Here is a 25,424-nt window from a genome sequence, read left to right as displayed (position 1 = left end):
CTCGGTGGAGGCTGCCCACCTCATCGCCTTCAACCTGACGCTGCTGGCCGCAATGGCGGCCCCCGGCCCGGCGCTTCTCTATGCGCTGCGCCAATCCGTGGCGGGCGGGTTCGGCGTGGGTCTGGCGACCGGGGCCGGGCTGGGCCTGATGGCGGCGGCCTGGACCGGGGCCGCGCTTCTGGGACTTGAGGTGGTGTTCGCGCTTTTTCCCGTTGCTTTCACGGCGCTGAAACTGGCGGGCGCGCTGTACCTGATCTGGATCGGCTACACCCTGTGGCGCGACGCCGGAACCCCGGTGAACGACGCCCCCACCCCGCGCGCACGGGCCTTCTGGGGGGGTATTCTGATCAATCTGGGCAACCCCAAATCGGTGCTCTTTGCCGCCTCCGTGCTGGTGGTGATCTTTCCGCCGGGCCTGAGCCTTGCGGAAAAGGCGATGATCGTCGGCAACCATTTCGCGGTCGAGGTGCTGGTCTATGCAGGCTTTGCAGCGGCACTTGCCTCACCCCCTGCCCGCGCGGGCTATCTGCGGCTGAAACCGCTGCTTGACCGCATCGCCGGTGCAGTACTGGGACTGCTCGGCCTGCGGCTTCTCGTCGGCAAATGACCGCCGCTGCGTTTCTCGCGGTGGTGCTGATCCACCTTGTTGCCGCCATGAGCCCCGGGCCGGCCTTTGTGGTCAGCGTGCGGCTGGCGGCCTCCGAAGGGTTCCGCGCCGCTGTTGCGCTGGCGCTCGGCTTCGGGCTGGGCGCGGCGCTCTGGGCGGGGGCGGCCATGGCGGGGCTGGCACTGGTGTTCGAACTGGTTCCGCAGCTTTTCGTGGGCTTGAAACTTCTGGGTGGAGCGTTCCTGATCTATATTGCGATCCAGACATGGCGGCATGCCAGCGCGCCCCTGCCCGACCCTGGCGCGGTCACCTCGCGCAGCGTCGGCGCCGCCTTCCGCCTGGGCCTGCTGACCTTCCTGACCAATCCCAAATCCGCGGTATTTTTCGGTGCGGTGTTCGTCGGGCTGGTGCCGGTCGAGACGCCGCTCTGGACGCGCGCGGCCCTAATCGCGGTGATCTTCGTCAACGAAACGCTGTGGTATTGCCTTGTCGCCCGGCTGTTTTCGCTGCCGCGTCCACGGGCAGCCTATGCGCGGGCCAAGGCCTGGGTGGATCGCGCCTTTGGAGGGCTCATCGCCATCTTCGGATTGAAAATCGCCACGGGCTAGGTAAAGAAGGGTCCACATTTGCGAGGAGCCGCCCCATGACAGATCAGCGCCTGCCCCATGAGAAGGGCTTTCATGTGAGCTGGGACCAGTTGCACCGCGATGCCCGGGCACTGGCCTGGCGCCTGGATGGGCAGGGCCCCGAGAATGGCGAGTGGAAGGCGGTGGTGGCGATCACCCGCGGCGGCATGGCCCCGGCGATGATCGTCGCGCGCGAGCTGGATATCCGCACGGTCGATACGATCAGCGTGAAATCCTATAACCACCAGGCGCAAAGCGAGCCGGTGATCATCAAATCGCCTGACATGGATCTGGTGGGCGATGGTACGGGGGTTCTGATCGTCGATGATCTGGTCGATACCGGTCGCACGCTGGATGTGGTGATCAAGGCGATGCCCAAGGCGCATATCGCAACGGTCTATGCCAAGCCGATGGGCCGCGACCGGGTCAACAGCTATGTCACAGAAGTAAGCCAGGATACCTGGATCTTCTTCCCCTGGGACATGGCCCTGCAATATGTCGAGCCCTATCGCGGCACCTGAGCCCGCCGCTCTTCGGGCCCCTTACGTGCCCGCCTCGCGAGGCCGCCTGTGAGGGCGGACGAGCCCCCTTTCGGAGACAGATGATGACCCAGATCAGCCGCACTGAGAGCACCTTCGCCCCGCCCGTCATGGAGGCCCGGCGCTGGCTTCAGGGGGTCGCGTTTCCGGCCGAACGCCCGCTGATCAACGTGAGCCAGGCCGCGCCGGTGGACCCGCCGCCCGAGCCCTTGCGCAAGGTGATTGCCGAAACCGCGCTGAACCAGCCCGAGGCGCATCTCTATGGCCCCGTGCTGGGCCTGCCCGAGCTGCGCGCCGAAGTGGCGGCGCAATGGTCCGGCGCCTATGGTGGCACTCTCAGCACCGAAAACGTGGCGATCACCTCGGGCTGCAACCAGGCGTTTTGCGCCGCGATCAACGCGCTGACCAACGAAGGGGACGAGGTGATCCTGCCGACGCCCTGGTATTTCAATCACAAAATGTGGCTGGATATGAACGGCTTGCAATGCGTTCCTCTTGCGGCGGGCGCGGGCCTTTTGCCGGATCCGGACCAGGCCGCCACATACATCACCGAACGCACCCGCGCCATCGTGCTGGTCAGCCCCAACAACCCCGGTGGCGTGGAATATCCCGCAAGCCTCCTGCGCGCCTTTTACGAGTTGGCGCAGCGCCACGGTATCGCGCTGATCGTCGATGAGACCTATCGCGACTTCGATGCGCGCAGCGGGGCGGCGCATGATCTCTTTACCGATCCGGACTGGGGCGACACGCTGATCCAGCTGTATTCCTTTTCCAAGGCGTATCGCCTGACCGGCCATCGCGTCGGTGCGATGGTGGCCTCGCCCGCCCGCCTTGCCGAGGCCGAAAAGTTTCTCGACACGGTCACGATCTGCCCCAACCAGCTGGGCCAGCACGCAGCGCTCTGGGGGATGCGCAACCTCGGCCAGTGGCTGGCCGGCGAACGCGCCGAAATCCTCGACCGGCGCGCGGCGATCGAGGACAACATGCCAAAGCTCGCCGCCCGGGGCTGGGAGCTTCTGGGCAATGGCGCCTATTTCGCCTATCTGCGCCATCCATTTGCCATGCCGTCGAATGAACTGGCGCAGAAACTGGTCGCGGAGGCCGGTGTTCTGCTGCTGCCGGGCACCATGTTCCGGCCTGCGGACGATCCCTCCGGTGCCCGCGAATTGCGGCTGGCCTTCGCCAATGTGGACCGTGCCCAGATCGGGACGCTTTTCGACCGTCTGGAACGCCTCAGTTGGCCTCTTGCCCCCACTGGGCCGAGCGCGTAGACAAGCCTCAACCAGAGCGACAAAGACACCGACGGGAGCACGCCATGTCTGGCAAGAAGAGTATCGGCAAATCGGCCATGTGGGTCCTGATGGGTCTGCTGATCCTTGGCCTTGGCGGGTTCGGTGTGACCAACCTGGGCGGCAATGTGCGCAGCATCGGCTCGGTCGGGGAAAGCGATATCGGCGTCACCGAATATGCCCGGATGCTGCGTGACGACATCCGCGCCGAAGAAGCCGCGCGGCGCGAGCCGGTCAGCTTCGCCCAGGCGCAGGAATTGCAGATCGACCAGATCGTGCTGGCCCGGCTGATCGCCGCCACATCCCTGGAAGAAGAGGCGCGGCTGATGGGGGTCTCCATCGGGGATGCGAACCTCGCCCAGCAAATCCGCGACATCCCCGCCTTTCAGGGCATCGACGGCAGCTTCGACCGCGAGGCCTATCGCTTTCAGCTCGAACAGACCGGGCTGACGGAGGGCCAGTTCGAAGAGGACCTGCGCGCCGAGACCGCCCGGACCCTTCTGCAAGGGGCCGTCGTGACGGGGATCGAACTGCCTGAAATCTATACCGATGCGTTGATGCTGTATATCGGCGAAGAGCGCACCGTTACCTGGGCGATGCTGGATCAGGGCGACCTGATCACCGGGCTGACAGAGCCGGACGAACAGGACCTGATCGACTATCACCAATCCAACCTGCCTGATTTCACCACTCCGGAAGTCAAGAAGATCACCTATGCCTGGCTTACGCCAGAGATGATCATCGACACGGTCGAGGTGGACGAGGACACGCTTCGCGCGCTCTATGACGACCGCTCGGAGGAATTCAACCAACCCGAACGGCGGCTGGTCGAGCGTCTTGCCTTTCCCGACAGCCCCGCCGCCGAGGCCGCTCTGGCGCGGGTGCGCGCGGAAGAGGCGAGCTTTGACGATCTGGTGACCGAACGGGGGCTAGACCTGGCCGATGTGGATCTGGGCGATGTGAGCCTGGCCGATCTGGGCGCGGCGGGCGAGGCCGTGTTTGCGGCCGAGGCGGGCGATGTGGTCGGCCCGCTGGAGACCGCGATCGGCCCTGCCCTCTTTAGGATCAATGGTGTGTTGCAGGCCCAGACCACCAGCTTTGAGGAGGCGGAACCGCAGCTGCGCGACGAGCTGGCCGGAGACCGCGCCCGCCGCGTGATCGACGCCGAGATCGACGGGATCGAGGATTTGCTTGCCGGTGGCGCGACGGTGGAGGATCTCGCGAAAGAGACCGACATGCAGCTCGCCCAGATCGACTGGCACCCGGGCATGACCGACGCGATCGGCGCCTATGACGCGTTCCGCAGCGCCGCGGCCGAGATCACGACCTCGGATTATCCCGAGGTGGAAAAGCTCGACGATGACGGCATTTTCGCCATGCGCCTCGAGGCGGTGGTTGAGCCTGAGATTCAGCCGCTGGACGCGGTCCGCGCCGAGGTGGAAGCGGGCTGGCGGCGGCAGGCGGTTGCCGAAGCCCTGAGCGAACAGGTCGCGCCCGTCCTCGACGCGTTGCGCGGCGGGGCGGCTTTTGCCGATCACGGCATGCCCGAAACCACCACGCGGGAGTTGACCCGCAGGGCCTTCCTGACCAACACCCCGGCGGATTTCATCGAAACGGTTTACGATATGTCTCAGGGCGATGTGCAGGTGATCCGCGAGGACGGCCGCATCTTTGTTTTGCGGCTCGACACCATCGCCCCGCCCGCCGCGGACAATGAAGAGCTTACACGCCTGCGCGCGGCCTTGTCCCAGGATGCCAATACCGCGCTGGCGCAGGATCTGTTTCAGATCCTGGCCAATGACATCCGCAGCCGGACCGACATCCTGATTGACCAGCAGGCGTTGAACGCCGTGCATTCGAACTTCCAGTAGGTCTTGCATGGTGCAGCTCACCCCCTCCTTCGAAGACTTCGCCAAGGGTTTCGACGCCGGGCAAAATCAGGTCGTCTATGCCCGTCTGGCGGCCGATCTCGACACGCCGGTGTCGCTGATGCTCAAGCTGACCGAGGCGGCCCGCGATGCGTTCCTGCTTGAATCGGTCACAGGCGGCGAGGTGCGCGGGCGCTATTCCATCATCGGGATGAAACCCGACGTGATCTGGCAGTGCCACGGCGACAGCAGCCGGATCAACCGCGAGGCGCGGTTTGACGGGCAGGCTTTCGAGGCGCAGGCGGGCCATCCGCTCGACAACCTGCGGGCGCTCATTGCCGAATGCCGGATCGACCTGCCTGCGGATCTGCCCGCCGCCTCGGCCGGGCTCTTTGGGTATCTGGGTTATGACATGATCCGCCTGGTGGAACATCTGCCGGATGTGAACCCCGATCCGCTCGGCCTGCCCGACGCGGTGATGCTGCGTCCGTCGGTTGTCGCGGTGCTCGACGGGGTCAAGGGCGAGGTCACGGTGGTCGCCCCCGCCTGGGCCAATTCCGGCCTCAACGCGCGCGCCGCCTATGCCCAGGCGGCCGAACGGGTGATGGACGCGCTGCGCGACATGGGCCGCGCCCTGCCCTCTCAGGCGCGCGACCTGGGCGATGCGGCAGAGGCCCCCGAGCCGGTGAGCAACTTCACCAAAGAGAGCTACAAATCCGCCGTGGAGACCGCCAAGGAATACATCAAGGCGGGCGATATCTTTCAGGTCGTCCCCTCGCAACGCTGGACGCAGGAGTTCCGCCTGCCGCCCTTCGCGCTTTATCGCAGCTTGCGGCGCACGAACCCGTCGCCGTTCATGTTCTACTTCAATTTCGGCGGCTTTCAGGTGATCGGCGCCAGCCCCGAGATCCTGGTGCGGGTCTTTGGCAGCGAGGTCACGATCCGGCCCATCGCGGGCACCCGCCCGCGCGGCGCCACGCCCGAGGAAGACCGCGCCCACGAGGCGGATCTGCTGGCCGATCAGAAAGAGCTGGCCGAGCATCTGATGCTGCTCGACCTGGGCCGCAACGATGCCAGCCGCGTGTCCAAGATCGGCACCGTGCGCCCGACCGAGGAATTCATCATCGAGCGCTACAGCCATGTCATGCACATCGTGTCGAACGTGGTGGGCGAACTGGCCGAGGATCAGGACGCACTGAGCGCCCTTCTGGCCGGTCTGCCCGCAGGCACCGTGTCGGGCGCCCCCAAGGTGCGCGCGATGGAGATCATCGACGAGCTGGAGCCGGAAAAGCGCGGCGTCTATGGCGGCGGCGTCGGCTATTTCAGCGCGGGCGGCGATATGGACGTGTGTATCGCCCTGCGTACGGCCGTGGTGAAGGACGAAAAGCTCTATATCCAGGCCGGGGGCGGCGTTGTCTATGACAGCGACCCGGAGGCGGAATACATGGAGACGGTGCACAAATCCGGCGCAATCCGGCGCGCAGCGGCCGATGCGGCGCGGTTTACCGGCACCGAAAACGGCTGAAACACGCCGAAAAGGCCGGGGTTTGATGCAGCTCAATGAGATGGGTTGCCATCTGCCCTAGGAATGACATCTCCTGTCCTGTGAATGCGCACCCAGAGGATGTCGACATGACTTTTCTTACCAGACTTCTTACCGCTCCGCTTCTCGCGTTCAGCCTTGTTGTGGCCGCCCCCGCCGCCACGTTCGCCCAATCCGCTGATACCGGGATCGAAACCTCACTTTCTTCGGCCTCCCTGCCCAAGGGCAAGCGGACGCAGGCGGGTCTCTACCTCACCGCGGCTGAGGCGGCAGGAGTTCTGGCCGCGCGCGACGACGTTCTGCTGATCGACGTCCGCACCCCCGAGGAAACCGTGATTGCCGGCTATGCCACCGACACCGACGCCAACATACCGCTTGCCTTGTTCGACCCGAGCCACGCCTTCAATGCGAAAAAGAACCGCTACAAGATGATGCCCAACCGCGGCTTCGCCGGGGCCACCAAGCGATTTCTCGCCGGACGTGACCCTTCGGCGGTTCTGGTGATCTGCCGGTCCGGCGGGCGCAGTGCCGCCGCGGTGGATATCCTGATCAAAGCCGGTGTTGACGTGCCGCTCTATTCGGTGGTCGACGGTTTCGAGGGCGACAAGAACAAGGACGGCCGCCGCGAGGTCAATGGCTGGAAGAACGCAGGCGCTCCCTGGACCTACACCCCCCGCGCCGGTTTGCTGATCAGCACAGACTAGCGCTTGCCCCGTCTCACGCGTTTTGGCATGAGGCGGGCATGACCCGGCTCATCGCCTTCAACAAACCTTACGGCGTGCTGTCGCAATTCACCGACAAAGGCACGGAAGGCTCTGCGCGGCCGACGCTCTCGGGCTATATCGATTGCCCCGGTGTCTACCCCGCCGGGCGGCTCGACCGCGACAGCGAGGGGCTTTTGCTGCTTACCGACGATGGTCGGCTGCAGGCCCGTATCGCAACACCGCGCCACAAGATGCCCAAGACCTATCTGGTGCAGGTCGAGGGCCTGCCGGACGAGGCCGCTCTCAGGGCGCTGCGCGACGGCGTGACACTCAAGGACGGCCTGACCCGTCCCGCAAAGGCGCGCCGGATCGACCCGCCGCAACTCTGGGACCGCGATCCGCCAGTGCGGTTTCGCAAGTCGGTGCCCGATTGCTGGCTGGAACTTACCCTTACCGAAGGGCGCAACCGGCAGGTGCGGCGGATGACGGCGCATGTGGGCCACCCGACCCTGCGGCTGGTCCGCTGGAGCATCGGCGGCTGGACACTGGACGGGCTCGCCCCCGGGGAATGGCGGTTTCTTCAGGGCAGTTGAGCCAGTCGGCGCGGCGTCTTGCGCGGCGCCTGCCCCACCACTGGTTCCAGCTCGCGCAGAAGCTTGCGGCGGATCGCGGCGCCGTAGCTTTCGAAATCATGGATCACTTCTGCAAAAGCCTGCGGGCCGACAATGACATTGGCGGCAAAATAGGTGCTGAGCGACGGTGTGCCTGGCTCTGGTGTCACCAGCGGCTGTTCGATCACCAGCGCATTCACCCCGATATCCTCGGCCTGCATCAGGGCCCGCACCCGGGACGGATCGACCCCGTTGTTATTGACCCCGTCGCCGGAGATATCGACGGTCCAGACCGCGCAGTCAGGGCGCTGCCTGAGCAGGTCGCGCGCATAGACCATCGCCGCGCCCAGCCCCGTCCGCCCTGAGCGCAGCCCTTGCGGAGCCTCGCGCAGCACAAGGGCGATTTCTTGCAGGGTGGCGGGACTGTCAATCACCGTCCAGTCCACCAGCAGCGTCTGGTTGAACTGCCCGCTCCACTCGAACACCGCCAGCGTCACTGGCTGCTCGGGCCCGGCCAGAAGCGCCTGCATCACCGCCTCATCCGTCAGCGCATCGGCCAGCCCGTTGCGCTGCAGGGCAAAATCGAACCTGTTGACCGAGAGAGAGACATCCAGCCCCAGTACCAGCGCCTGCCGACACGCGTCGACCGAGGTCGCGGCGAAGCACAGCAAAACCCCGGCACCGGCCGAGGCAAACAAGGATCTCAGTCGAGGCATAGGCCCACTCTACCCGCTGCGAAGCCGCCTGTCAGGGCGGAAGAGCGGGCTGTCGCGCCCAAGGCCCGCGATTACTGCACCGTCGACCCCAACAGCGCTGAAATGGGTGCAAGCGCCACGCTGTTGGCGCGGTCCTGCAAGCCCCACAGCAACAGCGCGCTGACCGTATCGGGGCGCAGGCGGCCCACCATCACAACGCCACCCTCCTCCTGCCCGGCCTTGAACGCCGCCTGATCGAGAAAGCGCCGGATCACCGTGGCGTTCTGCCCCTTGGCGTCAAAGTCCCGGAACACTGCCGCTGACGGCACGCCTTCGCGCGCCAGAAGCTTTTGCGCTGTGTTCAGCCCTTTGGGAAACAGCACGGCGCCATGCCCGCTCGACCGCAGGATCGGCGCCAGTTGTTCGGCTGCCGCCCGGCTCGATTGCAGCCCGCTGCCGGTGCCTTCCATTACCGCCACAACCTCGGGCAGCGCCGCAAAGATCGCCTGCATGGCCTGCTCGGCATCCTTGGCACCGGCGGTTTCGGGCAGATCGGTCAGCACCAGAACCTCAAAGCCCGCCGCGCGGTACTTGACCATCGCATCCTCGGCCCCGTCCCAGCCGGCGTCCACCGCAAAGCTGAGCGGGTAGGGAAAGTTTTGCAGCGCCTCAAGCCCCACCGGGCTTGTGCCGTCATCCAGAAGGATGATCGACATCAGCGGTTTGTTATCCGGGTTATCGAAGGGCACGGCGAAACGTTCCAGCGGCGGGCGGGTGTCCTCCTCGGGTTCGCTGGCCTCCGTGCTTTCCGGCGCCGTCTCGGCCTCTTCGGGTTGCGCGGCTTCCTCCGCGTCCCCGACCGATGGCAGCCGGTTGGTTTTCACCTCGGGGGCCAGATCGCCGATCGTGCTGGAATTTTCCGCTTCCGGCTCCGCCAGCGCCGCCTCTTCGGTGACGGGGGCCGGCAGGGCCTCGGGCTCTTCGGTTGATGGCGCCTCGGCGGTCTCTGTTGCGGGCGCGGCGGCCACTTCGGGTGTTTCGGGCTGTGTCGGCTCTGTGACAGGTTCGGCGGCAGGCTCGGTCGCGGGGGAGTCCTGCGCCGCAACACTCGCGGCGGGCTCTTCCGGTTCCGCAGGCTCGGGTGCTGCGTTGTTTTCGCTGCTCTCCGGTTCCGTGGCGGCGGTGTCGGTCTGAGGGTCAACCTCGACCTCGCTTTCGGGCTCTGGGGCCTCGCTTTCTTCGGGAAAGGCCGACGATTCCTCGACCGCCTGGCTCAGCGCGGGCTGCGCCGGGTCGGTTGAGATCGACAGATCGTCCTCCCCTGCGGGGGCTTCGGGGGCCGCGGCCTGCGGGCTGGGCAGGACAGGCGCTTCGGTTTCCACCTCCACGCCGCTTCCCCCTGCCCCTTCGGCAGGCTGTGCCAGGGCGCTTTCGGCCTGTCCGGCCTCTGGTTGCGCCGCGGTTTCGGTGTCGCCGTCCTGCAAGGCACTCAGGTCATCAGGCTCCGGCGCAGACACGTCCGGGGCCGCTCCTGCCTCGGGCGAAGCTTCCGGCGAAGGCAGCGCTGCCGTGGTGTCCTCCAGCGATTGCGAAAAGCCCGAACCGGCGGGCACCTCGACGCTGCCCGGCTGCGGCGCAGGCGCCCCGCGCTCATATGTCAGTACCGACGCCGTTCCGAGCCCAAGCCCCGACACAAGCGTTCCGGCGATCACCCCTGACAAAAATCCGCGTGCCACTGCATTTGCCCCCGTTTTTCCTTTTTGACAGCTTTGCGCCCCTTGACGCCCATGCGCAAGCCTGAACAAGTATAGCGCGACCAAGAGGGGGCCTCCAGCCCTCAGAACCCACGCCAGGAGACGGGCAAGATGCTGCTTCTGATCGATAACTACGACAGTTTCACCTATAATCTCGTGCATTACGTGGGCGAGTTGGGGGCCGAGGTTGTGGTGCGCCGCAACGATGCGCTGAATGTGCAGGAGGCGATGGGCATGAACCCGGCGGGTATCCTGCTCAGCCCCGGCCCCTGCGATCCCGATCAGGCGGGTATCTGCCTCGCCCTCACCGAAGCGGCCGCCGAAACCGGCACGCCGCTTATGGGCGTCTGCCTTGGCCATCAGGCCATCGGCCAGGCCTTTGGCGGCAAGGTAGTGCGCCATTCCGAGATCGTGCACGGCAAGATGGGCACGATGCATCATACCGGCAAAGGGGTCTTTGCCGGGCTGCCCTCACCCTTCGAGGCCACGCGTTATCATTCACTGGTTGTCGAACGTGAAAGCCTGCCCGACTGCCTTGAGGTGACCGCAGAGCTTGAAGACGGCACCATCATGGGCCTGCAACACCGCGAGTTGCCCATTCACGGCGTGCAGTTCCACCCCGAATCCATCGCCTCGGAACATGGCCATGCGCTGTTGAAAAACTTCCTCGACACGATGAAGGTTCCGGCATGAGTACCTCGCTGCAACCGCTGATCGGAACCGCAGCCGACCGCGCACTGAGCCGTGACGAGGCCGAGGCCGCCTTTACCGTGCTCTTCGAAGGCGAGGCGACACCGGCACAGATGGGCGGCTTTCTGATGGCGCTGCGCACAAGGGGCGAGACGGTGGATGAATACGCCGCCGCCGCCGCCGTGATGCGCGCCAAATGCAACAAGGTGACCGCGCCCGAGGGCGCGATGGACATTGTCGGCACCGGGGGCGACGGCAAGGGCACCCTGAACATTTCCACTGCGACCGCCTTTGTGGTCGCGGGCGCGGGCGTGCCGGTGGCCAAGCACGGCAACCGCAACCTGAGTTCCAAATCGGGCGCGGCCGATGCGCTGACGCAGATGGGCGTGAACGTGATGGTCGGCCCCGATGTGGTCGAGGCCGGTCTCAGGGAGGCGGGCATCGCCTTCATGATGGCCCCCATGCATCATCCGGCGATGGCCCATGTCGGCCCCGTGCGCGCCGAGCTTGGCACGCGCACGATTTTCAACATTCTGGGCCCGCTCACCAATCCCGCCGGCGTCAAGCGGCAGCTTACCGGGGCCTTTTCCCGCGATCTGATCCGCCCGATGGCCGAAACGCTCGGGCAACTGGGGTCAGAGGCGGCCTGGCTCGTGCACGGCTCCGACGGCACGGACGAGCTGACCATCACCGGCATCAGCTGGGTCGCCGCCCTGTCCGAGGATGGCTCTGTCACCGACCGTGAAGTTCACCCCGAAGAGTACGGCCTGCCGGTGCATCCGTTCGAGGATATCCTGGGCGGCGCACCGGAGGAAAATGCCGCCGCCTTCCGCGCCCTGCTGGATGGCGCGCCGGGCGCCTACCGCGATGCGGTGCTGCTGAATGCCGCCTCCGCGCTGATCGTCGCCGGGCGCGCGAGCAATCCTAGGGAAGGTGTTGAAATCGCGGCAGAAAGCATCGATTCCGGTGCCGCCCTCCGCAAGATCGAAACCCTTGCAGACATCACATCGAGAGCGTCATGAGTACCCCAACCATTCTGGAAAAGATCAAAGCCTACAAGCTTGAGGAAATCGCCTCCGCGAAGGCCGAAATTTCCCTTGAGGAGATCGAGGCACAGGCCCACGCCGCCCCGGAGATACGCCCCTTTGCCGATGCGCTGTTGCAGGAGTCCAAGACCGGCTTTGGCCTCATCGCCGAGATCAAGAAGGCCAGCCCCTCCAAGGGCCTCATCCGTGCCGATTTCAACCCCGAGGACCTGGCCCAGGCTTATGCGGTCGGCGGGGCCACCTGTCTTTCGGTTCTGACCGACACGCCGAGTTTCCAAGGCGCCCCAGAGTTTCTGCGCCAGGCCCGCGCGGCCTGTGACCTGCCCGTCCTGCGCAAGGATTTCATGTATGACCCGTATCAGGTGGCCGAAGCGCGCGCCTGGGGGGCGGATTGCATCCTGATCATCATGGCCTCGGTTTCGGACGCACAGGCGATCGAACTGGAAGAGGCGGCGATCAGCTTCGGCATGGACGCGCTGCTGGAGGTGCATAATGCCGAAGAGCTGGAGCGTGCCGCGGCACTCAAAAGCCAGATGATCGGCATCAACAACCGCGATCTCAACACGTTCGAAACCACGCTCGACACCACCCGCAAGCTGGCCAAGCTGGTCCCCGAAGACCGCATGATCGTTTGTGAAAGCGGTCTCGCCACGGCGGATGATCTAGCCGACATGGCCCGATACGGCGCGCGCAGCTTTCTGATCGGTGAAACACTGATGCGCGCCGACGACGTGACCGCGGCAACCCGCGCCATCCTTTCCGCGCCGCAACAAGCGCCGGGAGGCATGTGAATGGCGGGCCTTACCCATTTTGACAACAAGGGCGACGCACACATGGTTGATGTGTCGGACAAAGCTGTCACATCGCGGGTGGCCGTGGCCGAGGGCCACATCAAGATGGACCCGCAAACATATGATATCATTACCGAAGGGCGCGCCAAGAAGGGCGATGTCCTGTCCGTCGCGCGGCTTGCCGGGATCATGGGGGCCAAGAAAACGCCCGAGTTAATCCCGCTCTGTCATCCGCTGCCCATCACCAAGGTCGCGGTGGAGTTGACGGCCGATGCCGCCCTGCCGGGCATCCGCATCGAGGCGACGGTCAAGACCACTGGCCAGACCGGCGTGGAAATGGAAGCGCTGACTGCTGTCTCCACCGCAGCGCTGACCGTCTATGACATGGTCAAGGCGGTCGACAAGGCGATGGAAATCGGCGGCATCCGGGTGCTGCTGAAGGATGGCGGCAAATCCGGGCGTTACGAGGCGTCATGATCACCGTCGACGAGGCGCTGGACCATCTCTTCTCTCTGGTCTCACCGCTTGAGACTGAAACGGTGCCCCTGTCCGAAGGCATGGGTCGGGTTCTGGCCGCGGATGCCGTGGCCACACGCGATCAGCCACCGTTTTCCGCCTCCGCCATGGATGGGTATGCGGTCGCAGAGGCGCAGGCCGCCCCCGGCGCGTGTTTCACCGTGATCGGCGAAGCGGCGGCGGGCCATGCTTTTTCCGGCTCTGTCGGTGCGCGTCAGGCGGTGCGCATTTTTACCGGCGCGCCGGTACCCGATGGGGCTGACCGGGTGATCATTCAGGAAGACGTCACCCGTGACGGCGACCGGATCACTCTTGGAGAAAACCTCGACAATAACAAACATATCAGGCCCTTGGGCGCTGACTTTAAAGTCGGTGACAAGCTCTCGGCACCGCGCCGCCTGTCTGCGTCGGACATTGCCCTGCTGGCGTCCATGAATATCCCCAATGTCACGGTGACCCGCCAGCCCGACATCGCGCTGATTTCCACTGGTGACGAATTGGTCATGCCCGGCGAGACCCCTGGCCCCGATCAGATCATCGCCTCCAACACCTTTGGCCTGAAGGCCTTGCTGGAGGCACATGGCGCCCGCGCGCGGATTCTGCCCATCGCCCGCGACACGCGCGCCTCACTCGAAGCGGCGTTCGCGCTGGCCGAAGGGGCCGATCTGGTGGTGACGATCGGTGGTGCATCGGTGGGCGATCACGACCTCGTCGGTGACGTGGCCGCCGATCTTGGCGTCGAGCGCGCCTTCTACAAGGTCAAAATGCGCCCCGGAAAACCGCTGATGGCGGGGCGTTTCGGTGAGGCGGCGATGGTTGGCCTGCCCGGGAACCCCGTGTCGGCCATGGTCTGCGGTCATGTCTTCCTGCTGCCGATGCTGCGCGCGATGCTCGGGTTGGGCGCGCGACGCTCTTCGCGCCTGACAGCGCGCCTCGCCGCCGATATCGGCCCCAATGGCCCGCGCGAGCATTACATGCGCGCCATCGTCAAGGACGGTGCCATCACCCCCCTGCCCAGCCAGGACAGCGCCCTGCTGACAGTGCTCGCCGAGGCCAATGCCCTGATGATCCGACCGCCTGACGATCCGCCGCGCGAGGCTGGCTCTCAGATCCCTTACCTTCCGCTCTGAGCCAAGGGGTGATGATCTGAGTATCTAAAGAAAGCTGAAAGCCATGCCCACTCTTTCATCTTTCCAAAAATACTCATTCCAAGGTTAGCCCGGCAGCGCCACGTCAGCGCTTGGAAACAGGCATGTTGACACAAAACAAGAACATGCGTAGAACAAAAAGAAAATCCCTGAGCGGAGGACGAGCATCATGCTGACAAAGAAGCAGTTGGATCTGCTGGAGTTTATCCACAAACGCGTGCAGCGCGACGGGGTGCCGCCCAGCTTTGACGAAATGAAGGATGCGCTCGATCTGCGCTCCAAATCCGGCATCCACCGGCTGATCACGGCGCTGGAGGAGCGTGGCTTTATCCGGCGGCTGGCGCACCGGGCGCGGGCGCTCGAAATTGTCAAACTGCCGGAAACACTCGGTGGAGAGGCCAGCCACGGCTTCACGCCCCGCGTGATCGACGGCGACCGCCCCGATGCCCCGCCGCCCCCGGGCGCGATGGATGTGAGCGGCATTCACGCCATTGAGCTGCCGGTCATGGGCCGGATCGCGGCCGGTGTTCCGATCGAAGCGATTGCCCATGCCAGCCATAATGTCGCCGTCCCGGGCTCCATGCTCAGCGGCTCAGGCCAGCATTACGCGCTTGAGGTCAAGGGCGACTCGATGATCGAGGCCGGGATCAATGATGGCGATGTGGTGGTCATCCGCGAAACATCCGTGGCCGACAATGGCGATATCGTCGTGGCGCTGGTCGAAGATCAGGAAGCGACGCTCAAACGGTTCTTCCGCCGCGGCGATGCGATTGCGCTGGAGGCCGCCAACCCGGCTTATGAGACCCGCGTTCTGCCCGAGGACAAGGTCAAGGTGCAAGGGCGGCTTGTGGGCCTGATCCGCACCTACTGAACCGGGAACGAGGCCGCCCGCAAGGGCGGATGAGTGGCCCCCGACTTATCGGGTATTCCACATGCGCGCGCCGGTGATCTGGCGCGCGCTGACCGTAAAGACGCCCTCTTTTCTCTGGTAGAGCGCCAGGGCCCCCGTCTCGCGCAGCTCCGCCGGGTCGAGCACGGTGCAGGGCATTGCCTCGTCCATCTCCGGCGGGCGCGCCACGTTCAGCACGACCCAGGCCCCACCGTCACAGCCCACAAGCCGCGCCGCGGCTCTCTTCCCGCTCAGCGCGATCACCGGAAGCGCCGCTGCGGGCCGGGTCGCCCACCGCTCCGCCGCCTTTTCCTGACTTGCCGGATCGCCATCGTTTTCCAGCCAGTTGCTCGCCACGAACCCCGCGCCCTTCGCCCGGCTCAGCGCGCGCCCTTCCGGGGTCATCACCCCCACAAGCGCGCCATTCTCAGCAATCAGCACATCCGGACGATCCGTCCCGGCCCAGAGGACAAGGGCGAGAGCGGCAGGCGCCAGACCCGCCCAGCGGGCCCGCCCGCGCCAGAGCATCAGCAGCAACATGCCAAGCGCAAGAAGCGGCAGCACAACAGGCCCGGGGCTGACCACCACGCCGCGCGCGCCTTCAAGTGCAGAAACCCAATGCGCGACACCCAGGATCCAGCCAACCCCCTGCCCCATCAGCCACAGCGCCGCAGCATCGAGCCCGAAGGGCATCAGCAACACCGCGATCACCGCCAGCGGCATCACCATCAGCCCCATCAACGGCACGCTCAGCAGGTTCGCCACCAGTCCGTAATGCGCGATCTGGTTGAAATGCGCCGCCGCGATAGGCGCCGTCGCCAGCCCGGCCACGAAAGAGGACAGCGCCACCGCCAGCACCGGTTGCACCCATCGCGGCCCGCGCGGTACCGGCGCGTCTCTGAGCCAGTTGAACGCCGCCACCAGCGCCGTGGTCGCGGCAAAGGACATCTGGAAACCCGGGCCCAGCAAGGCCTCGGGCCTGAGCACAAGGATGATCACCGCCGCCAGCGCCACCGCGCGCAGGCTGAAGGCCCGCCTGTCCAGCAACACGGCCAGCAACACCACGCCAACCATCACATAGGCGCGCTGCGTCGCCACATTGCCGCCCGACAGCGCGAGGTATCCGCCCGCAATGACAAAGGCCAGTATCGCCGCCAGCTTCTTCGACGGCACCCGCAGCGCCACCGCCGGGACCAGCGCCAGCCCATAGCGCAGGGCGGCAAAGACGAACCCCGCCAGAAGCCCCATATGCAGCCCCGAAATGGCAAGAAGATGCGCGAGGTTCGACACACGCAACGCATGCAGCGTCTCCTGCCCGATGCCGGATCGGTCGCCCGCCATGACAGCCGCCGCAAAGGCTCCGCGTTCGCCGGGCAGCACCTCTTGCACATGGCGCGACAGCGCCATGCGCGCGGTAAAGACCGGCTGGCTTCCATCGGGCGGCGCGCGGATCAGCACCGGGTCACGGGTATAGCCCCAGGCCCCGATCTGCAAAAACCAGGCATGGCGTTGAAAATCGAAACCGCCCGGCTCCACCGGCCCGCCGGGGGGCGACAGATGCGCCGTGGTCATCACCCAGAGGCCCGGCTCGGGCGTCATGAACCCCTGATCCCCATGCAGCGACAGGCGCACGCGCGCAGGCGTGCGCGAGGGGCGCACATCCCGCAGGCGCACCTGATCGAGCGTCAGCCGAACCGCGTCCGAAGACGAGCGGTCGATCCCGACGATCCGGCCCTCGACGGGGCCGTAATAGCGCCAGCCCAGAACCGGCTCGGCCTTGGAGTGGGCCCGCGCACCCGCCAGGCAGAACCCGGCTGCGCTCAGCGCCAGAGCCCAACCCAGCGGACGCCAGGCATAGGGCAAACGCCACGCCGCCAGCAGCGCCAGCGCGCCACCTCCGCCCACATAGAGAAAATGCGCGGCCTCAGGCTCGAACTTCAGCGCGAAGAAGGCCCCGATCCCCGCAGCGAGGAACACCGGCACCCAGGGGAAAAGATACCCCCGCTGCGACAGCCATTCGGCTTGCAGGCTCCAGCGTTCTGCCACGTCTTGTCTCCCCTCCGGCGGGCCGATAGACAGGGCTCAACGCTATCTCCGCATATCTTACCGAAAGGTTAACGCCGTCTCATGTCCCAGCCCGTCGTCACCCGTTTTGCCCCTTCGCCCACCGGTTACTTGCATATCGGCGGGGCGCGCACGGCGCTGTTCAACTGGCTCTATGCGCGCGGACGCGGCGGCACGTTTCTGCTGAGAATCGAAGACACAGACCGCACGCGTTCCACACCCGAGGCGACACAGGCCATTCTTGACGGACTGGCCTGGCTCGGGCTCGACCATGATGGCGAGGCGATCAGCCAGTTCGCACGCGCCGATCGCCATGCGGAGGTGGCGCGTCAGCTTCTGGCCGAAGGCAAGGCGTACAAATGCTTTGCCACCCAGGACGAGATCCAGGCCTATCGCGACGCGGCCCGGGCCGAAGGCCGTTCGACCCTTTACCAAAGCCCCTGGCGCGATGCCGATCCCTCGACGCATCCCGACGCGCCCTATGTCATCCGCATCAAGGCCCCGCGGGATGGCAGCACCGTGATCCGCGACGAGGTGCAGGGCGATGTGACCATCCGCAACGATCAGCTTGACGACATGGTGTTGCTCCGCTCTGACGGCACGCCGGTTTATATGCTGGCCGTGGCGGTCGATGATCATGACATGGGCGTCACCCATGTGATCCGGGGTGATGATCACCTTAACAATGCCGCCCGGCAGATGATGATCTATGAGGCCATGGGCTGGCCCCTGCCCGTCTATGCCCATATCCCGCTGATCCACGGCCCCGATGGCAAGAAGCTTTCCAAACGCCACGGTGCGCTGGGTGTCGAGGAATACCGCGCCATGGGCTATCCGGCGGCGGGGATGCGCAACTATCTCGCCCGGCTGGGTTGGAGCCACGGCGATGACGAGTTTTTCACCGACGAACAGGCGAAGGAGTGGTTCGACCTGGGCGGGATCGGCAAATCGCCCGCGCGGTTCGATTTCAAGAAGCTGGAGAATCTCTGTGGTCAGCATATCGCGGCCTCGGATGATGCTGCACTGCTGCATGAATGGCAGGACTTCCTTGCCGCAACGGGCCAGCGCCCCTTGGGGGATGACAAAACGCCGCTGGTTCTCGCGGCCCTCCCCCACTTGAAAGAGCGTGCAAAGACCTTCCCGGAACTCATTGATAAAGCGGCGTTTGTTCTGAATGACCGCCCGATTGTGCCGGATGAAAAATCCGCCGGAAATCTGGATTCGGTATCCCGTGGTATACTGAAAGAATTGACGTCGCACCTGCAGAATGTTAGGTGGGAGCGAGACGAAGTTGAGGCGGTTGCGATGCAATTCGCCGAAAACCATGACATGAAATTCGGCAAGCTGGCGGGCCCACTCCGGGCGGCGCTTGCGGGCCGTAGTGCAACGCCGAGCGTTTTTGATATGTTCATGGTGCTCGGGCAGGAAGAAAGCCTTGCCCGGCTCACAGACGCTGCATCCGGCGCGGGTTAACCGCTCATAAAGGATGTCAGGGATAGGAAGCCATGCGGGGCGGCAACGGGCCCCCCGTGACGACGAGGAAGGGACATCCGATGGCCGATACGCAAAAGACCGCAACGCTGACGATTGACGGCAACAGCTATGAGCTGCCGATTTTTTCGCCCACTGCCGGCCCGGATGTCATTGATATCCGCAAGCTTTATGGTCAGGCCGGGGTCTTCACCTACGATCCGGGCTTCACCTCGACGGCAAGCTGCGACAGCACCATCACTTTCATCGACGGCGGCAAGGGCGAGCTGCTGCATCGCGGCTATCCGATCGATCAGCTGGCGGAAAAATCGCATTACCTCGAAGTTTGCTACCTGCTGCTTTATGGCGAGCTGCCCTCGGCCTCGCAGCTTGAGGATTTCGAAAGCCGCGTGACCAACCACACCATGCTGCACGAGCAGATGCACTTCCTGTTCCGCGGCTTCCGCCGGGATGCGCATCCGATGGCGATCATGGTGGGTGTGGTCGGTGCTCTGTCGGCCTTCTATCATGACAGCACCGATATCAACGACCCCTGGCAGCGCGAAGTGGCCTCGATCCGTATGATCGCCAAGATGCCAACCATTGCCGCCATGGCCTTCAAATACACGATCGGTCAGCCTTTCGTGTATCCGCGCAACGATATCGACTATGCGTCGAACTTCCTGCGCATGTGCTTTGCCGTGCCGGCCGAGGATTACGAGGTCAACCCGATCCTCAGCCGCGCCATGGACCGCATCTTCACCCTGCATGCCGACCACGAGCAGAACGCGTCGACCTCGACGGTACGTCTGGCCTCGTCCTCGGGGGCCAACCCCTTTGCCTGTATCGCGGCCGGCATCGCCTGCCTCTGGGGCCCGGCCCATGGCGGCGCCAACCAGGCCTGCCTTGAGATGCTGCGCGAGATCGGCACGGTGGACCGCATCCCCGAATATATCGAGCGCGCCAAGGACAAGGATGACGATTTCCGCCTGATGGGTTTCGGGCACCGCGTCTACAAGAATTTCGACCCGCGCGCGACAGTGATGAAGCAATCCGCCGACGAGGTGCTGGAACTTCTGGGCATCGAGGATAACCCGGTGCTTCAAGTCGCCAAGGAGCTTGAGAAACAGGCGCTGAACGATCCCTATTTCGCCGAGAAGAAGCTGTTCCCCAATGTGGACTTCTACTCGGGCATCATCCTGGAAGCGATGGGCTTCCCGACCTCGATGTTCACGCCGATCTTTGCCGTCAGCCGCACCGTCGGCTGGATTTCCCAGTGGAAAGAGATGATTGGCGATCCGCAGCTCAAGATCGGCCGCCCGCGCCAGCTCTATCAGGGCGCTACGATGCGCGATTACGTGGATATCGAAAACCGCTGAACACAGCGATGCACAAGACAAAGGGGGCCAACGTGGCCCCCTTTTCCGTAGGGTGCGTGATCTCACGCACCTGCCGTGTTCACCGGCCCTCGAAATGCGGCGGGCGTTTCTCCAGAAAGGCGACAACCCCCTCCTGAAAATCGCGGCTCATGCCGCATTTGCCCTGAAGCCGCGCTTCGAAATCAAGCTGCCCTTTCAGCCCGTTCTCCCAGGACTGACGCAGCGCCTGCTTCATATTCGCATAGGCCTGCGTCGGGCCCTTCGCCAGATGCGCGGCCCGCTTGCGCCACAGGGCCGTGAACTCCGCATCGGGCGCCCATTCCCAGATCATGCCCCAATCGCTGGCCTGCTGGGCGCTGATCGGCTCGGCAAAAAGGGCTGCGCCCATCGCCTTGGCCGCGCCCATCTGCCGGGGCATCCAATAGGTGCCGCCCGCATCGGGGATAAGGCCGATCCGCGCGAAGGCCTGAAGGAAATACGCCCGCTCGGAGGCGATCACCACATCGGCCGCCAGCGCCAGGTTCGCCCCTGCCCCCGCTGCCGGGCCATTCACGGCGCTGATCGTCGGGATCGGGCAATTGCCGATGGCGTGCAGCATCGGCTCATACTCATCGCGCAGCACCCGCTCCAGATCCATAGCCGACACATCGCCCGTATCGCTCAGGTCCTGGCCCGAGCAGAACGCCTTGCCCTCGCCGGTGATGACAAGCACCCGTGCGGTGCGCCCGGCCTCGGTGGCCGCATCGGTGATCTCGGCGCGCATCTGGGTGCTCAGCGCGTTCATCTTGTCGGGCCGGTTCAGCCGAAGAAGGGCAACACCCTCGTCAATGTCGAATGTGATGGTCTCGTAGTCTTTCACGTCCCGGCCCTTTCGCATGTCTGATCATGCGTATCTGGCCACAGACGCGGTCGGATGCAACCCGCAACGGCGCGTCAGTCCTTGAGGATTTCCCTCAGCCGCGCCTCTTCGTCCGCATCGAGCCCCGCCTCGGTGACCGGCTGGGCCGTCGCCCGGCGGCGCAGGTACACCGTCGCCCCGATCGCGGCCAGAAGCAGCATCAGCGGACCAGCGGCATAGAGCAGCAGGGTGGAGCCTTTGAGCGGCGGCTTGAGCAGCACATATTCGCCATAGCGCGCCACGATGAAGTCGAGCGCTTGAGCGTCGCTGTCGCCCGCGACGAGCCGTTCACGCACCAAAAGCCGCAGATCGCGGGCGAGCGGGGCGTTGGAATCGTCGATATTCTCATTCCGGCAGACCAGGCAACGCAGCCCCTGGGACAGCTCGCGCGCACGTTCTTCCAGCACCGGGTCGTCCAGCACCTCGTCGGGTTGCACCGCATAAGCCGGCAGCGCCAGAAGGATCAGGCTCAGCGCCAGTGCAAGCCGCCTCATTCCGCCGCCACCGCGTTGGGGGTTGCCCGGCGCTTTGCCGCGCCAGCCGCCACCCGGTAGCGCCGGTCGCTGAGCGACAGACATCCGCCAAGCGCCATCAGGATCGCCCCGCCCCAGATCCAGTTGGCCAGCGGCTTGTAATAGGTCCGCACCGCCCAACCACCATTGGTCTGCGGATCGCCAATCACCGCATAGATATCGCGCATCACCCCATTGTTGATCGCGGCTTCCGTGGTGGGCATCTTGGCCACCGGATAAAACCGTTTCTCAGGGTGCAGCAACGCCACGAAGCGCCCGTTCTTGCTGACCTCCACATCGGCGAGTGTGCTTTCATAGTTCGGCCCCTGCACGTCATGCACGTCCTTGAGCACAAAGGTGAAGCCCGACAACTCATAGCTCTCGCCGACCTGCACAACGCGGATATCTTCCGTCTGCCAGGCCAGCATCCCGGCCACGCCCGCCATGGTCACACCAAGGCCCGCATGGGCCACCGCCTTGCCCCAGTCGGCACGCGGCAGCCGCGCGAGCCGCCCGATGCGCCCATTGCCCCGCCCGGTGCGCGACCACAGGTCCATCGCCGCCCCGCTGATCAGCCAGGCCGCCAGGAACATGCCCACCGGCCCCAGCGCCGAGCGCCCGCTCTGCATCGCCCAGACCAGGACACCGATGGCCACGGACAGCACAAAGACCGGCATGAGCTGACGCGTCACCCGGCCCAGCTTGGCCCGCTTCCAGGGCAGCATCGCCCCCACCGGCAGGATCAGCCCGAGGGCCACCATGAAGGGCGTGAAGGACATGTTGAAAAACGGCTCTCCCACGCTCAGTTTGCGGTCAAAGAAGATCTCGGCGATCAGCGGCCAGATCGTGCCGACAAAGACCACGAAGGCCGACACGCCCAGAAGGATGTTGTTGATCAGAAGCGCGGATTCGCGGCTGGCCACGGCAAAGACCCCCTTGGCCTGCATCACACCGGCCCGCGCGGCAAACAGCGTCAACCCGCCCAGCATGAACACACCCGTGATACCCAGAAGGAACATCCCCCGCTCGGGATCATTGGCAAAGGCATGGACCGAGGTCAGCACGCCGGAGCGTGTGATAAACGCCCCGATCATCGAGAAACCGAAGGCGATGATGGCCAGAAGGATCGTCCAGCTTTTCAGCGCCTCGCGCTTTTCCACCACCACGGCGGAATGCAGCAGGGCGGCGGCGATCAGCCAGGGCATGAAGCTCGCGTTTTCCACCGGATCCCAGAACCAGAACCCGCCCCAGCCCAGCTCGTAATAGGCCCACCAGGAGCCGAGGGCGATCCCCACGGTCAAAAACATCCAGGCCGCCAGCGTATAGGGCCGCACCCAGCGGCCCCAGGCGGCATCCACCCGGCCCTCGATCAGCGCCGCCACCGCGAAGCTGAACGTCATCGAAAGGCCCACATAGCCGAGATAGAGAAACGGCGGATGAAAGGCCAATCCGGGGTCTTGCAGCAGCGGGTTGAGGTCATTGCCGTCAAAGGGCGGCACGTCGAGCCGCAGGAACGGGTTGGACGTGAAGATGATGAAGGCGAAAAACGCCACGCCGACCATGCCCTGCACCGCCAGCACCCGCGCCTTCAACCCCGGCGGCAAACCTTGCCCGAACCAGGCGGCAAAAGCGCCGAAAAGGGCGACGATGAGCACCCAGAGCAGCATCGAGCCTTCGTGGTTCCCCCACACGCCGGTGATCTTGTAGAGCATCGGCTTGGCCGTATGGCTGTTGAGCCAGACAAGCCTGAGCGAGAAATCGGACGTCACAAACGCCCAGGTCAGCGCCGCAAAGGCAAACGCAGTGAGAAGGAACTGCGTTGTCGCCGCAGGTTCGGCCACGGCCATCCAGCCGGGCCAGCGTTTATGCGCGCCAATGAGCGGCACAACGGATTGCACGATGGCCACCATGAAGGCCAGGATGAGGGCGAAATGTCCGAGCTCTGTAATCATACGGACAATTATAAATCGCGGCAGCGGGGGGGCAATCCTTATCGGAGGTCAAGCTGGAACACTTTGTCGCGGGGGAGAGAAGCCCAGGACAGAATTTGAACCCTCCTTCGGGAGTATTTCGACCAAGAAGAAGACGCGGCTCAGCGGCTTCGGGCTTCGCGCCACTCCGCAAGGGCGGCATTCTCGCGCGCGGTGGCCTCGGTGAGCTGCAGGCTCAGCCCCGCATCGGTGCCGGTATCGGCCTTCCCCGGTTGCGCTTCTCCACCGCGCAGCGTGTCGATATTGCTGCGCACCGCGGGTGCCAATGCCATGGTGGCGGCAATCGATTGCTGGAACTGCTGGCCTTTGAATTGGTGCCGCGCGCCGAAATAGAAGCTCACAATCGCCCCCAACAGCCACCAGAGCGGCTCCGGCACAAGGGCGATGCCCTGCATCCGCTCGGCAAACCAGATCGGATTCACCATGGCAGCGACAAAGAGCCCGAGCGTGCCGATGGCCATGGCCGGGCGCGGGATACGGTTGATCCCGTCCATCACCCGATCGAAGAGGCCGCGATTGCTGGTGCTGAACTCCTTGGCGAACTGCGCCAGCACCTGCTCGGTCAGTTCCGCCTCGCGCGCCGCCCCGGCCTCGGTGTTTTCACGAAAGACCTGCGCGGTCTCTACGATGGCGTTGCGCCCATTGCCGAAGATGGTGCCGAAAACTGTATCGATCAGGCCCATTTTGAAATCCTTTGCTGAAACTGTGCCTCGCTCAGGTGATAGCGCGGCGAGATGAACGCCTCGGCCCGTCTGATCCAGCCGCCTTTGCGCCCGTCGCGGGTGCGGGCGTATTTGCGGCTCGCGGGCCGCGCATCGGCCAGCCGGAAGTAATAGTTGCGCCGGGCGATCCCGTAGGCATCGGCGATGTGATCGGGGGCGGCGTGGGCCGCGGCGGCGGCGGCCCCGGCGGTTTGCGGGCCGATGACCCCGTCCACGGTCACCTCCTGACCCATCTCGCCAAGAAGCCGCTGCAATATCTTCACCGCATTGGCGCCCGCGTTGACATACATGTCAAAGACGCTGGCCTGAAGCATTTCGGGCAACGTCCCGATGCGGGGCCGGTGAAAATAGTGCTGAATGAAAATCTCTTCGGCGTGCTCGCGGCTGAGCCTGCGCACATCCGCCACATCCACATCGCCGTCGCGATCGAGGTCCAGCCCCAGACGGCGCATGGTATGGATCGTCACGCCATATTTCGTAGCCCCGCCCGGATCGTCCGGATCGTTTACAAAGCCGCCCTCGCGGGCGACGATCTCTCTGGCAATTTCGGCAACGCTTTGCATCGGGCGACCCTCTCACTCTGGCCGCCAGACAGTCCTCCTGAGAGGTTAATAACTGGACTCCTGAGCGTCCTCACCCTTGTAGACGCCCTGCTCCTTGAGGGTTTCGACCACTTCCTTGGGCATGTAATCCTCGTCATGCTTGGCCAGAATCTCGGAGGCGATGAAAACCTCGCCATCAAAGGTGCCGGTGCCGACCATACCCTGATTTTCCTCGAAGAGATCAGGCAGCACCCCGACATAGACCACCGGTACCGAGGCGTTGGTGTCGGTCACGTTAAACCGCACCGCCTCGCCTTCGCCGCGCACCAGGCTACCCTCTTCGACCAGCCCGCCGATGCGGAAGACTTCGTTGGCGGCGGGCGGCTCTTCCATCACCTGCGTCGGCGAGCGGAAGAAATTGATCCCGTCGCGCATGGCATACCCGATCAGCGCGGTGGCCCCAATGAGGGCCACCGCGCAGATTGCAATCACCTGAATTCGGCGCTGTTTCTTGAGCGACTTCATCTCTC

The 25,424-nt window shown here is 64.8% G+C and carries 25 protein-coding genes; 16 read left to right on the top strand and 9 right to left on the bottom strand.

The genetic code is table 11. The annotated features are described in order from the left end of the window. The first annotated feature begins 4 nt into the window (after window positions 1-4). The 8 genes from EI983_RS07420 (at window position 5) to EI983_RS07385 (ending at window position 7,769) form a co-directional block, all read left to right on the top strand. The gene (locus EI983_RS07420) at window positions 5-607 is read left to right on the top strand and encodes a LysE family translocator (protein WP_157706742.1); all 603 of its coding nucleotides are present in this window, start codon (window positions 5-7) and stop codon (window positions 605-607) included. Next, window positions 604-1,215 carry a LysE family translocator gene (locus EI983_RS07415; RefSeq protein WP_157706741.1) on the top strand — a complete coding sequence of 204 codons (612 nt, stop codon included), beginning with the start codon at window positions 604-606 and terminating at the stop codon, window positions 1,213-1,215. The genes EI983_RS07420 and EI983_RS07415 overlap by 4 nt, the downstream gene beginning before the upstream one ends. Window positions 1,216-1,250: 35 nt before the next feature. Next, window positions 1,251-1,754 (top strand): xanthine phosphoribosyltransferase, encoded by a 504-nt coding sequence (gpt, locus tag EI983_RS07410; protein ID WP_157706740.1) that lies wholly within the window; start codon window positions 1,251-1,253, stop codon window positions 1,752-1,754. Between the two features lie 83 nt (window positions 1,755-1,837). Further along, window positions 1,838-3,043 carry an aminotransferase gene (locus tag EI983_RS07405; protein ID WP_157706739.1) on the top strand — a complete coding sequence of 402 codons (1,206 nt, stop codon included), beginning with the start codon at window positions 1,838-1,840 and terminating at the stop codon, window positions 3,041-3,043. Between the two features lie 44 nt (window positions 3,044-3,087). After that, complete coding sequence (locus EI983_RS07400; RefSeq protein ID WP_157706738.1) at window positions 3,088-4,932, top strand: peptidyl-prolyl cis-trans isomerase; 1,845 nt, start codon at window positions 3,088-3,090, stop codon at window positions 4,930-4,932. Window positions 4,933-4,939: 7 nt separating this feature from the next. Next, entirely contained in the window at window positions 4,940-6,454 is a 1,515-nt protein-coding gene (gene trpE / locus EI983_RS07395; RefSeq protein WP_157706737.1) for an anthranilate synthase component I, read from the top strand. Between the two features lie 107 nt (window positions 6,455-6,561). After that, a complete protein-coding gene (locus EI983_RS07390) occupies window positions 6,562-7,176 on the top strand; it encodes a rhodanese-like domain-containing protein (RefSeq protein WP_157706736.1) in 615 nt (204 codons plus the stop codon). Between the two features lie 38 nt (window positions 7,177-7,214). After that, window positions 7,215-7,769: an rRNA large subunit pseudouridine synthase E gene (locus EI983_RS07385; RefSeq protein WP_157706735.1), complete on the top strand. Its 555-nt coding sequence runs from the start codon at window positions 7,215-7,217 to the stop codon at window positions 7,767-7,769. On the opposite strand, the gene EI983_RS07380 is transcribed toward EI983_RS07385, so the two are convergent. Next, window positions 7,757-8,503 (bottom strand): DUF1194 domain-containing protein, encoded by a 747-nt coding sequence (locus tag EI983_RS07380; RefSeq protein ID WP_157706734.1) that lies wholly within the window; start codon window positions 8,501-8,503, stop codon window positions 7,757-7,759. The two genes, EI983_RS07385 and EI983_RS07380, sit on opposite strands and share 13 nt — an antisense overlap. A gap of 71 nt (window positions 8,504-8,574) precedes the next feature. Then, complete coding sequence (locus EI983_RS07375; protein WP_246162331.1) at window positions 8,575-10,218, bottom strand: divergent polysaccharide deacetylase family protein; 1,644 nt, start codon at window positions 10,216-10,218, stop codon at window positions 8,575-8,577. Between the two features lie 129 nt (window positions 10,219-10,347). Here EI983_RS07375 and EI983_RS07370 point away from each other — a divergent pair, with 129 nt between their 5' ends. The 6 genes from EI983_RS07370 to lexA all read left to right on the top strand — a co-directional run bounded on the left by EI983_RS07370 (window position 10,348) and on the right by lexA (window position 15,298). Then, window positions 10,348-10,929 (top strand): anthranilate synthase component II, encoded by a 582-nt coding sequence (locus EI983_RS07370; RefSeq protein ID WP_157706733.1) that lies wholly within the window; start codon window positions 10,348-10,350, stop codon window positions 10,927-10,929. Then, window positions 10,926-11,948 (top strand): anthranilate phosphoribosyltransferase, encoded by a 1,023-nt coding sequence (trpD, locus tag EI983_RS07365; protein ID WP_157706732.1) that lies wholly within the window; start codon window positions 10,926-10,928, stop codon window positions 11,946-11,948. Before EI983_RS07370 ends, trpD begins: the two co-directional genes overlap by 4 nt. Next, the gene (gene trpC, locus EI983_RS07360) at window positions 11,945-12,763 is read left to right on the top strand and encodes an indole-3-glycerol phosphate synthase TrpC (protein WP_157706731.1); all 819 of its coding nucleotides are present in this window, start codon (window positions 11,945-11,947) and stop codon (window positions 12,761-12,763) included. The genes trpD and trpC overlap by 4 nt, the downstream gene beginning before the upstream one ends. Beyond that, on the top strand, window positions 12,764-13,240 hold the full coding sequence (gene moaC, locus EI983_RS07355; RefSeq protein ID WP_157706730.1) for a cyclic pyranopterin monophosphate synthase MoaC: 477 nt from the start codon (window positions 12,764-12,766) through the stop codon (window positions 13,238-13,240). Continuing rightward, window positions 13,237-14,409, top strand: a complete 1,173-nt coding sequence (locus tag EI983_RS07350; RefSeq protein ID WP_157706729.1) for a molybdopterin molybdotransferase MoeA — start codon at window positions 13,237-13,239, stop codon at window positions 14,407-14,409. Before moaC ends, EI983_RS07350 begins: the two co-directional genes overlap by 4 nt. A gap of 187 nt (window positions 14,410-14,596) precedes the next feature. Further along, window positions 14,597-15,298: a transcriptional repressor LexA gene (gene lexA / locus EI983_RS07345; RefSeq protein ID WP_157706728.1), complete on the top strand. Its 702-nt coding sequence runs from the start codon at window positions 14,597-14,599 to the stop codon at window positions 15,296-15,298. 45 nt (window positions 15,299-15,343) lie between these two features. Here the strand turns inward: lexA and EI983_RS07340 are convergent, their stop codons facing one another. Further along, complete coding sequence (locus tag EI983_RS07340) at window positions 15,344-17,362, bottom strand: ComEC/Rec2 family competence protein (RefSeq protein ID WP_157706727.1); 2,019 nt, start codon at window positions 17,360-17,362, stop codon at window positions 15,344-15,346. Window positions 17,363-17,443: 81 nt separating this feature from the next. Here EI983_RS07340 and gltX point away from each other — a divergent pair, with 81 nt between their 5' ends. Further along, entirely contained in the window at window positions 17,444-18,853 is a 1,410-nt protein-coding gene (gene gltX, locus EI983_RS07335; protein WP_157706726.1) for a glutamate--tRNA ligase, read from the top strand. Window positions 18,854-18,933: 80 nt separating this feature from the next. Continuing rightward, window positions 18,934-20,229: a citrate synthase gene (gene gltA / locus EI983_RS07330; protein ID WP_157706725.1), complete on the top strand. Its 1,296-nt coding sequence runs from the start codon at window positions 18,934-18,936 to the stop codon at window positions 20,227-20,229. A 79-nt stretch (window positions 20,230-20,308) separates the two neighbouring features. Here gltA and EI983_RS07325 read toward each other — a convergent pair whose 3' ends face one another. The 6 genes from EI983_RS07325 to ccmE form a co-directional block, all read right to left on the bottom strand. Then, the gene (locus EI983_RS07325; protein WP_157706724.1) at window positions 20,309-21,106 is read right to left on the bottom strand and encodes an enoyl-CoA hydratase-related protein; all 798 of its coding nucleotides are present in this window, start codon (window positions 21,104-21,106) and stop codon (window positions 20,309-20,311) included. A gap of 56 nt (window positions 21,107-21,162) precedes the next feature. Then, the gene (locus tag EI983_RS07320; protein WP_157706723.1) at window positions 21,163-21,621 is read right to left on the bottom strand and encodes a cytochrome c-type biogenesis protein; all 459 of its coding nucleotides are present in this window, start codon (window positions 21,619-21,621) and stop codon (window positions 21,163-21,165) included. Continuing rightward, window positions 21,618-23,591, bottom strand: coding sequence for a heme lyase CcmF/NrfE family subunit (locus EI983_RS07315; protein ID WP_157706722.1), 1,974 nt, complete (start codon window positions 23,589-23,591; stop codon window positions 21,618-21,620). The genes EI983_RS07320 and EI983_RS07315 overlap by 4 nt, the downstream gene beginning before the upstream one ends. Window positions 23,592-23,731: 140 nt before the next feature. After that, window positions 23,732-24,313 carry a holin family protein gene (locus EI983_RS07310; protein ID WP_157706721.1) on the bottom strand — a complete coding sequence of 194 codons (582 nt, stop codon included), beginning with the start codon at window positions 24,311-24,313 and terminating at the stop codon, window positions 23,732-23,734. Next, the gene (locus tag EI983_RS07305) at window positions 24,304-24,915 is read right to left on the bottom strand and encodes a holin-associated N-acetylmuramidase (protein WP_157706720.1); all 612 of its coding nucleotides are present in this window, start codon (window positions 24,913-24,915) and stop codon (window positions 24,304-24,306) included. Before EI983_RS07305 ends, EI983_RS07310 begins: the two co-directional genes overlap by 10 nt. Before the next feature lie 45 nt (window positions 24,916-24,960). Continuing rightward, window positions 24,961-25,419, bottom strand: a complete 459-nt coding sequence (gene ccmE / locus EI983_RS07300) for a cytochrome c maturation protein CcmE (protein ID WP_157706719.1) — start codon at window positions 25,417-25,419, stop codon at window positions 24,961-24,963. Window positions 25,420-25,424 lie beyond the last annotated feature (5 nt).

The sequence above is a fragment of the Roseovarius faecimaris genome (assembly GCF_009762325.1).
Classification (GTDB): domain Bacteria; phylum Pseudomonadota; class Alphaproteobacteria; order Rhodobacterales; family Rhodobacteraceae; genus Roseovarius; species Roseovarius faecimaris.
The sequence above is the reverse complement of the archived record's forward strand: the minus strand, read 5'-3'. Positions and strand labels throughout refer to the sequence as shown.

What these genes read in the sequence shown, in the direction of transcription:
- gltX (WP_157706726.1), top strand. Translation starts at nt 17,444, where the DNA reads ATGTCCCAGCCCGTCGTCACCCGTTTTGCCCCTTCGCCCACCGGTTAC.
- EI983_RS07325 (WP_157706724.1), bottom strand. Translation starts at nt 21,106, where the DNA reads ATGCGAAAGGGCCGGGACGTGAAAGACTACGAGACCATCACATTCGAC.
- EI983_RS07400 (WP_157706738.1), top strand. Translation starts at nt 3,088, where the DNA reads ATGTCTGGCAAGAAGAGTATCGGCAAATCGGCCATGTGGGTCCTGATG.
- trpC (WP_157706731.1), top strand. Translation starts at nt 11,945, where the DNA reads ATGAGTACCCCAACCATTCTGGAAAAGATCAAAGCCTACAAGCTTGAG.
- EI983_RS07305 (WP_157706720.1), bottom strand. Translation starts at nt 24,915, where the DNA reads ATGCAAAGCGTTGCCGAAATTGCCAGAGAGATCGTCGCCCGCGAGGGC.
- EI983_RS07390 (WP_157706736.1), top strand. Translation starts at nt 6,562, where the DNA reads ATGACTTTTCTTACCAGACTTCTTACCGCTCCGCTTCTCGCGTTCAGC.
- EI983_RS07380 (WP_157706734.1), bottom strand. Translation starts at nt 8,503, where the DNA reads ATGCCTCGACTGAGATCCTTGTTTGCCTCGGCCGGTGCCGGGGTTTTG.
- EI983_RS07370 (WP_157706733.1), top strand. Translation starts at nt 10,348, where the DNA reads ATGCTGCTTCTGATCGATAACTACGACAGTTTCACCTATAATCTCGTG.
- EI983_RS07385 (WP_157706735.1), top strand. Translation starts at nt 7,215, where the DNA reads ATGACCCGGCTCATCGCCTTCAACAAACCTTACGGCGTGCTGTCGCAA.
- EI983_RS07415 (WP_157706741.1), top strand. Translation starts at nt 604, where the DNA reads ATGACCGCCGCTGCGTTTCTCGCGGTGGTGCTGATCCACCTTGTTGCC.
- EI983_RS07315 (WP_157706722.1), bottom strand. Translation starts at nt 23,591, where the DNA reads ATGATTACAGAGCTCGGACATTTCGCCCTCATCCTGGCCTTCATGGTG.
- lexA (WP_157706728.1), top strand. Translation starts at nt 14,597, where the DNA reads ATGCTGACAAAGAAGCAGTTGGATCTGCTGGAGTTTATCCACAAACGC.
- EI983_RS07405 (WP_157706739.1), top strand. Translation starts at nt 1,838, where the DNA reads ATGACCCAGATCAGCCGCACTGAGAGCACCTTCGCCCCGCCCGTCATG.
- EI983_RS07320 (WP_157706723.1), bottom strand. Translation starts at nt 21,621, where the DNA reads ATGAGGCGGCTTGCACTGGCGCTGAGCCTGATCCTTCTGGCGCTGCCG.
- gltA (WP_157706725.1), top strand. Translation starts at nt 18,934, where the DNA reads ATGGCCGATACGCAAAAGACCGCAACGCTGACGATTGACGGCAACAGC.
- EI983_RS07350 (WP_157706729.1), top strand. Translation starts at nt 13,237, where the DNA reads ATGATCACCGTCGACGAGGCGCTGGACCATCTCTTCTCTCTGGTCTCA.
- trpE (WP_157706737.1), top strand. Translation starts at nt 4,940, where the DNA reads ATGGTGCAGCTCACCCCCTCCTTCGAAGACTTCGCCAAGGGTTTCGAC.
- moaC (WP_157706730.1), top strand. Translation starts at nt 12,764, where the DNA reads ATGGCGGGCCTTACCCATTTTGACAACAAGGGCGACGCACACATGGTT.
- gpt (WP_157706740.1), top strand. Translation starts at nt 1,251, where the DNA reads ATGACAGATCAGCGCCTGCCCCATGAGAAGGGCTTTCATGTGAGCTGG.
- EI983_RS07310 (WP_157706721.1), bottom strand. Translation starts at nt 24,313, where the DNA reads ATGGGCCTGATCGATACAGTTTTCGGCACCATCTTCGGCAATGGGCGC.
- ccmE (WP_157706719.1), bottom strand. Translation starts at nt 25,419, where the DNA reads ATGAAGTCGCTCAAGAAACAGCGCCGAATTCAGGTGATTGCAATCTGC.
- trpD (WP_157706732.1), top strand. Translation starts at nt 10,926, where the DNA reads ATGAGTACCTCGCTGCAACCGCTGATCGGAACCGCAGCCGACCGCGCA.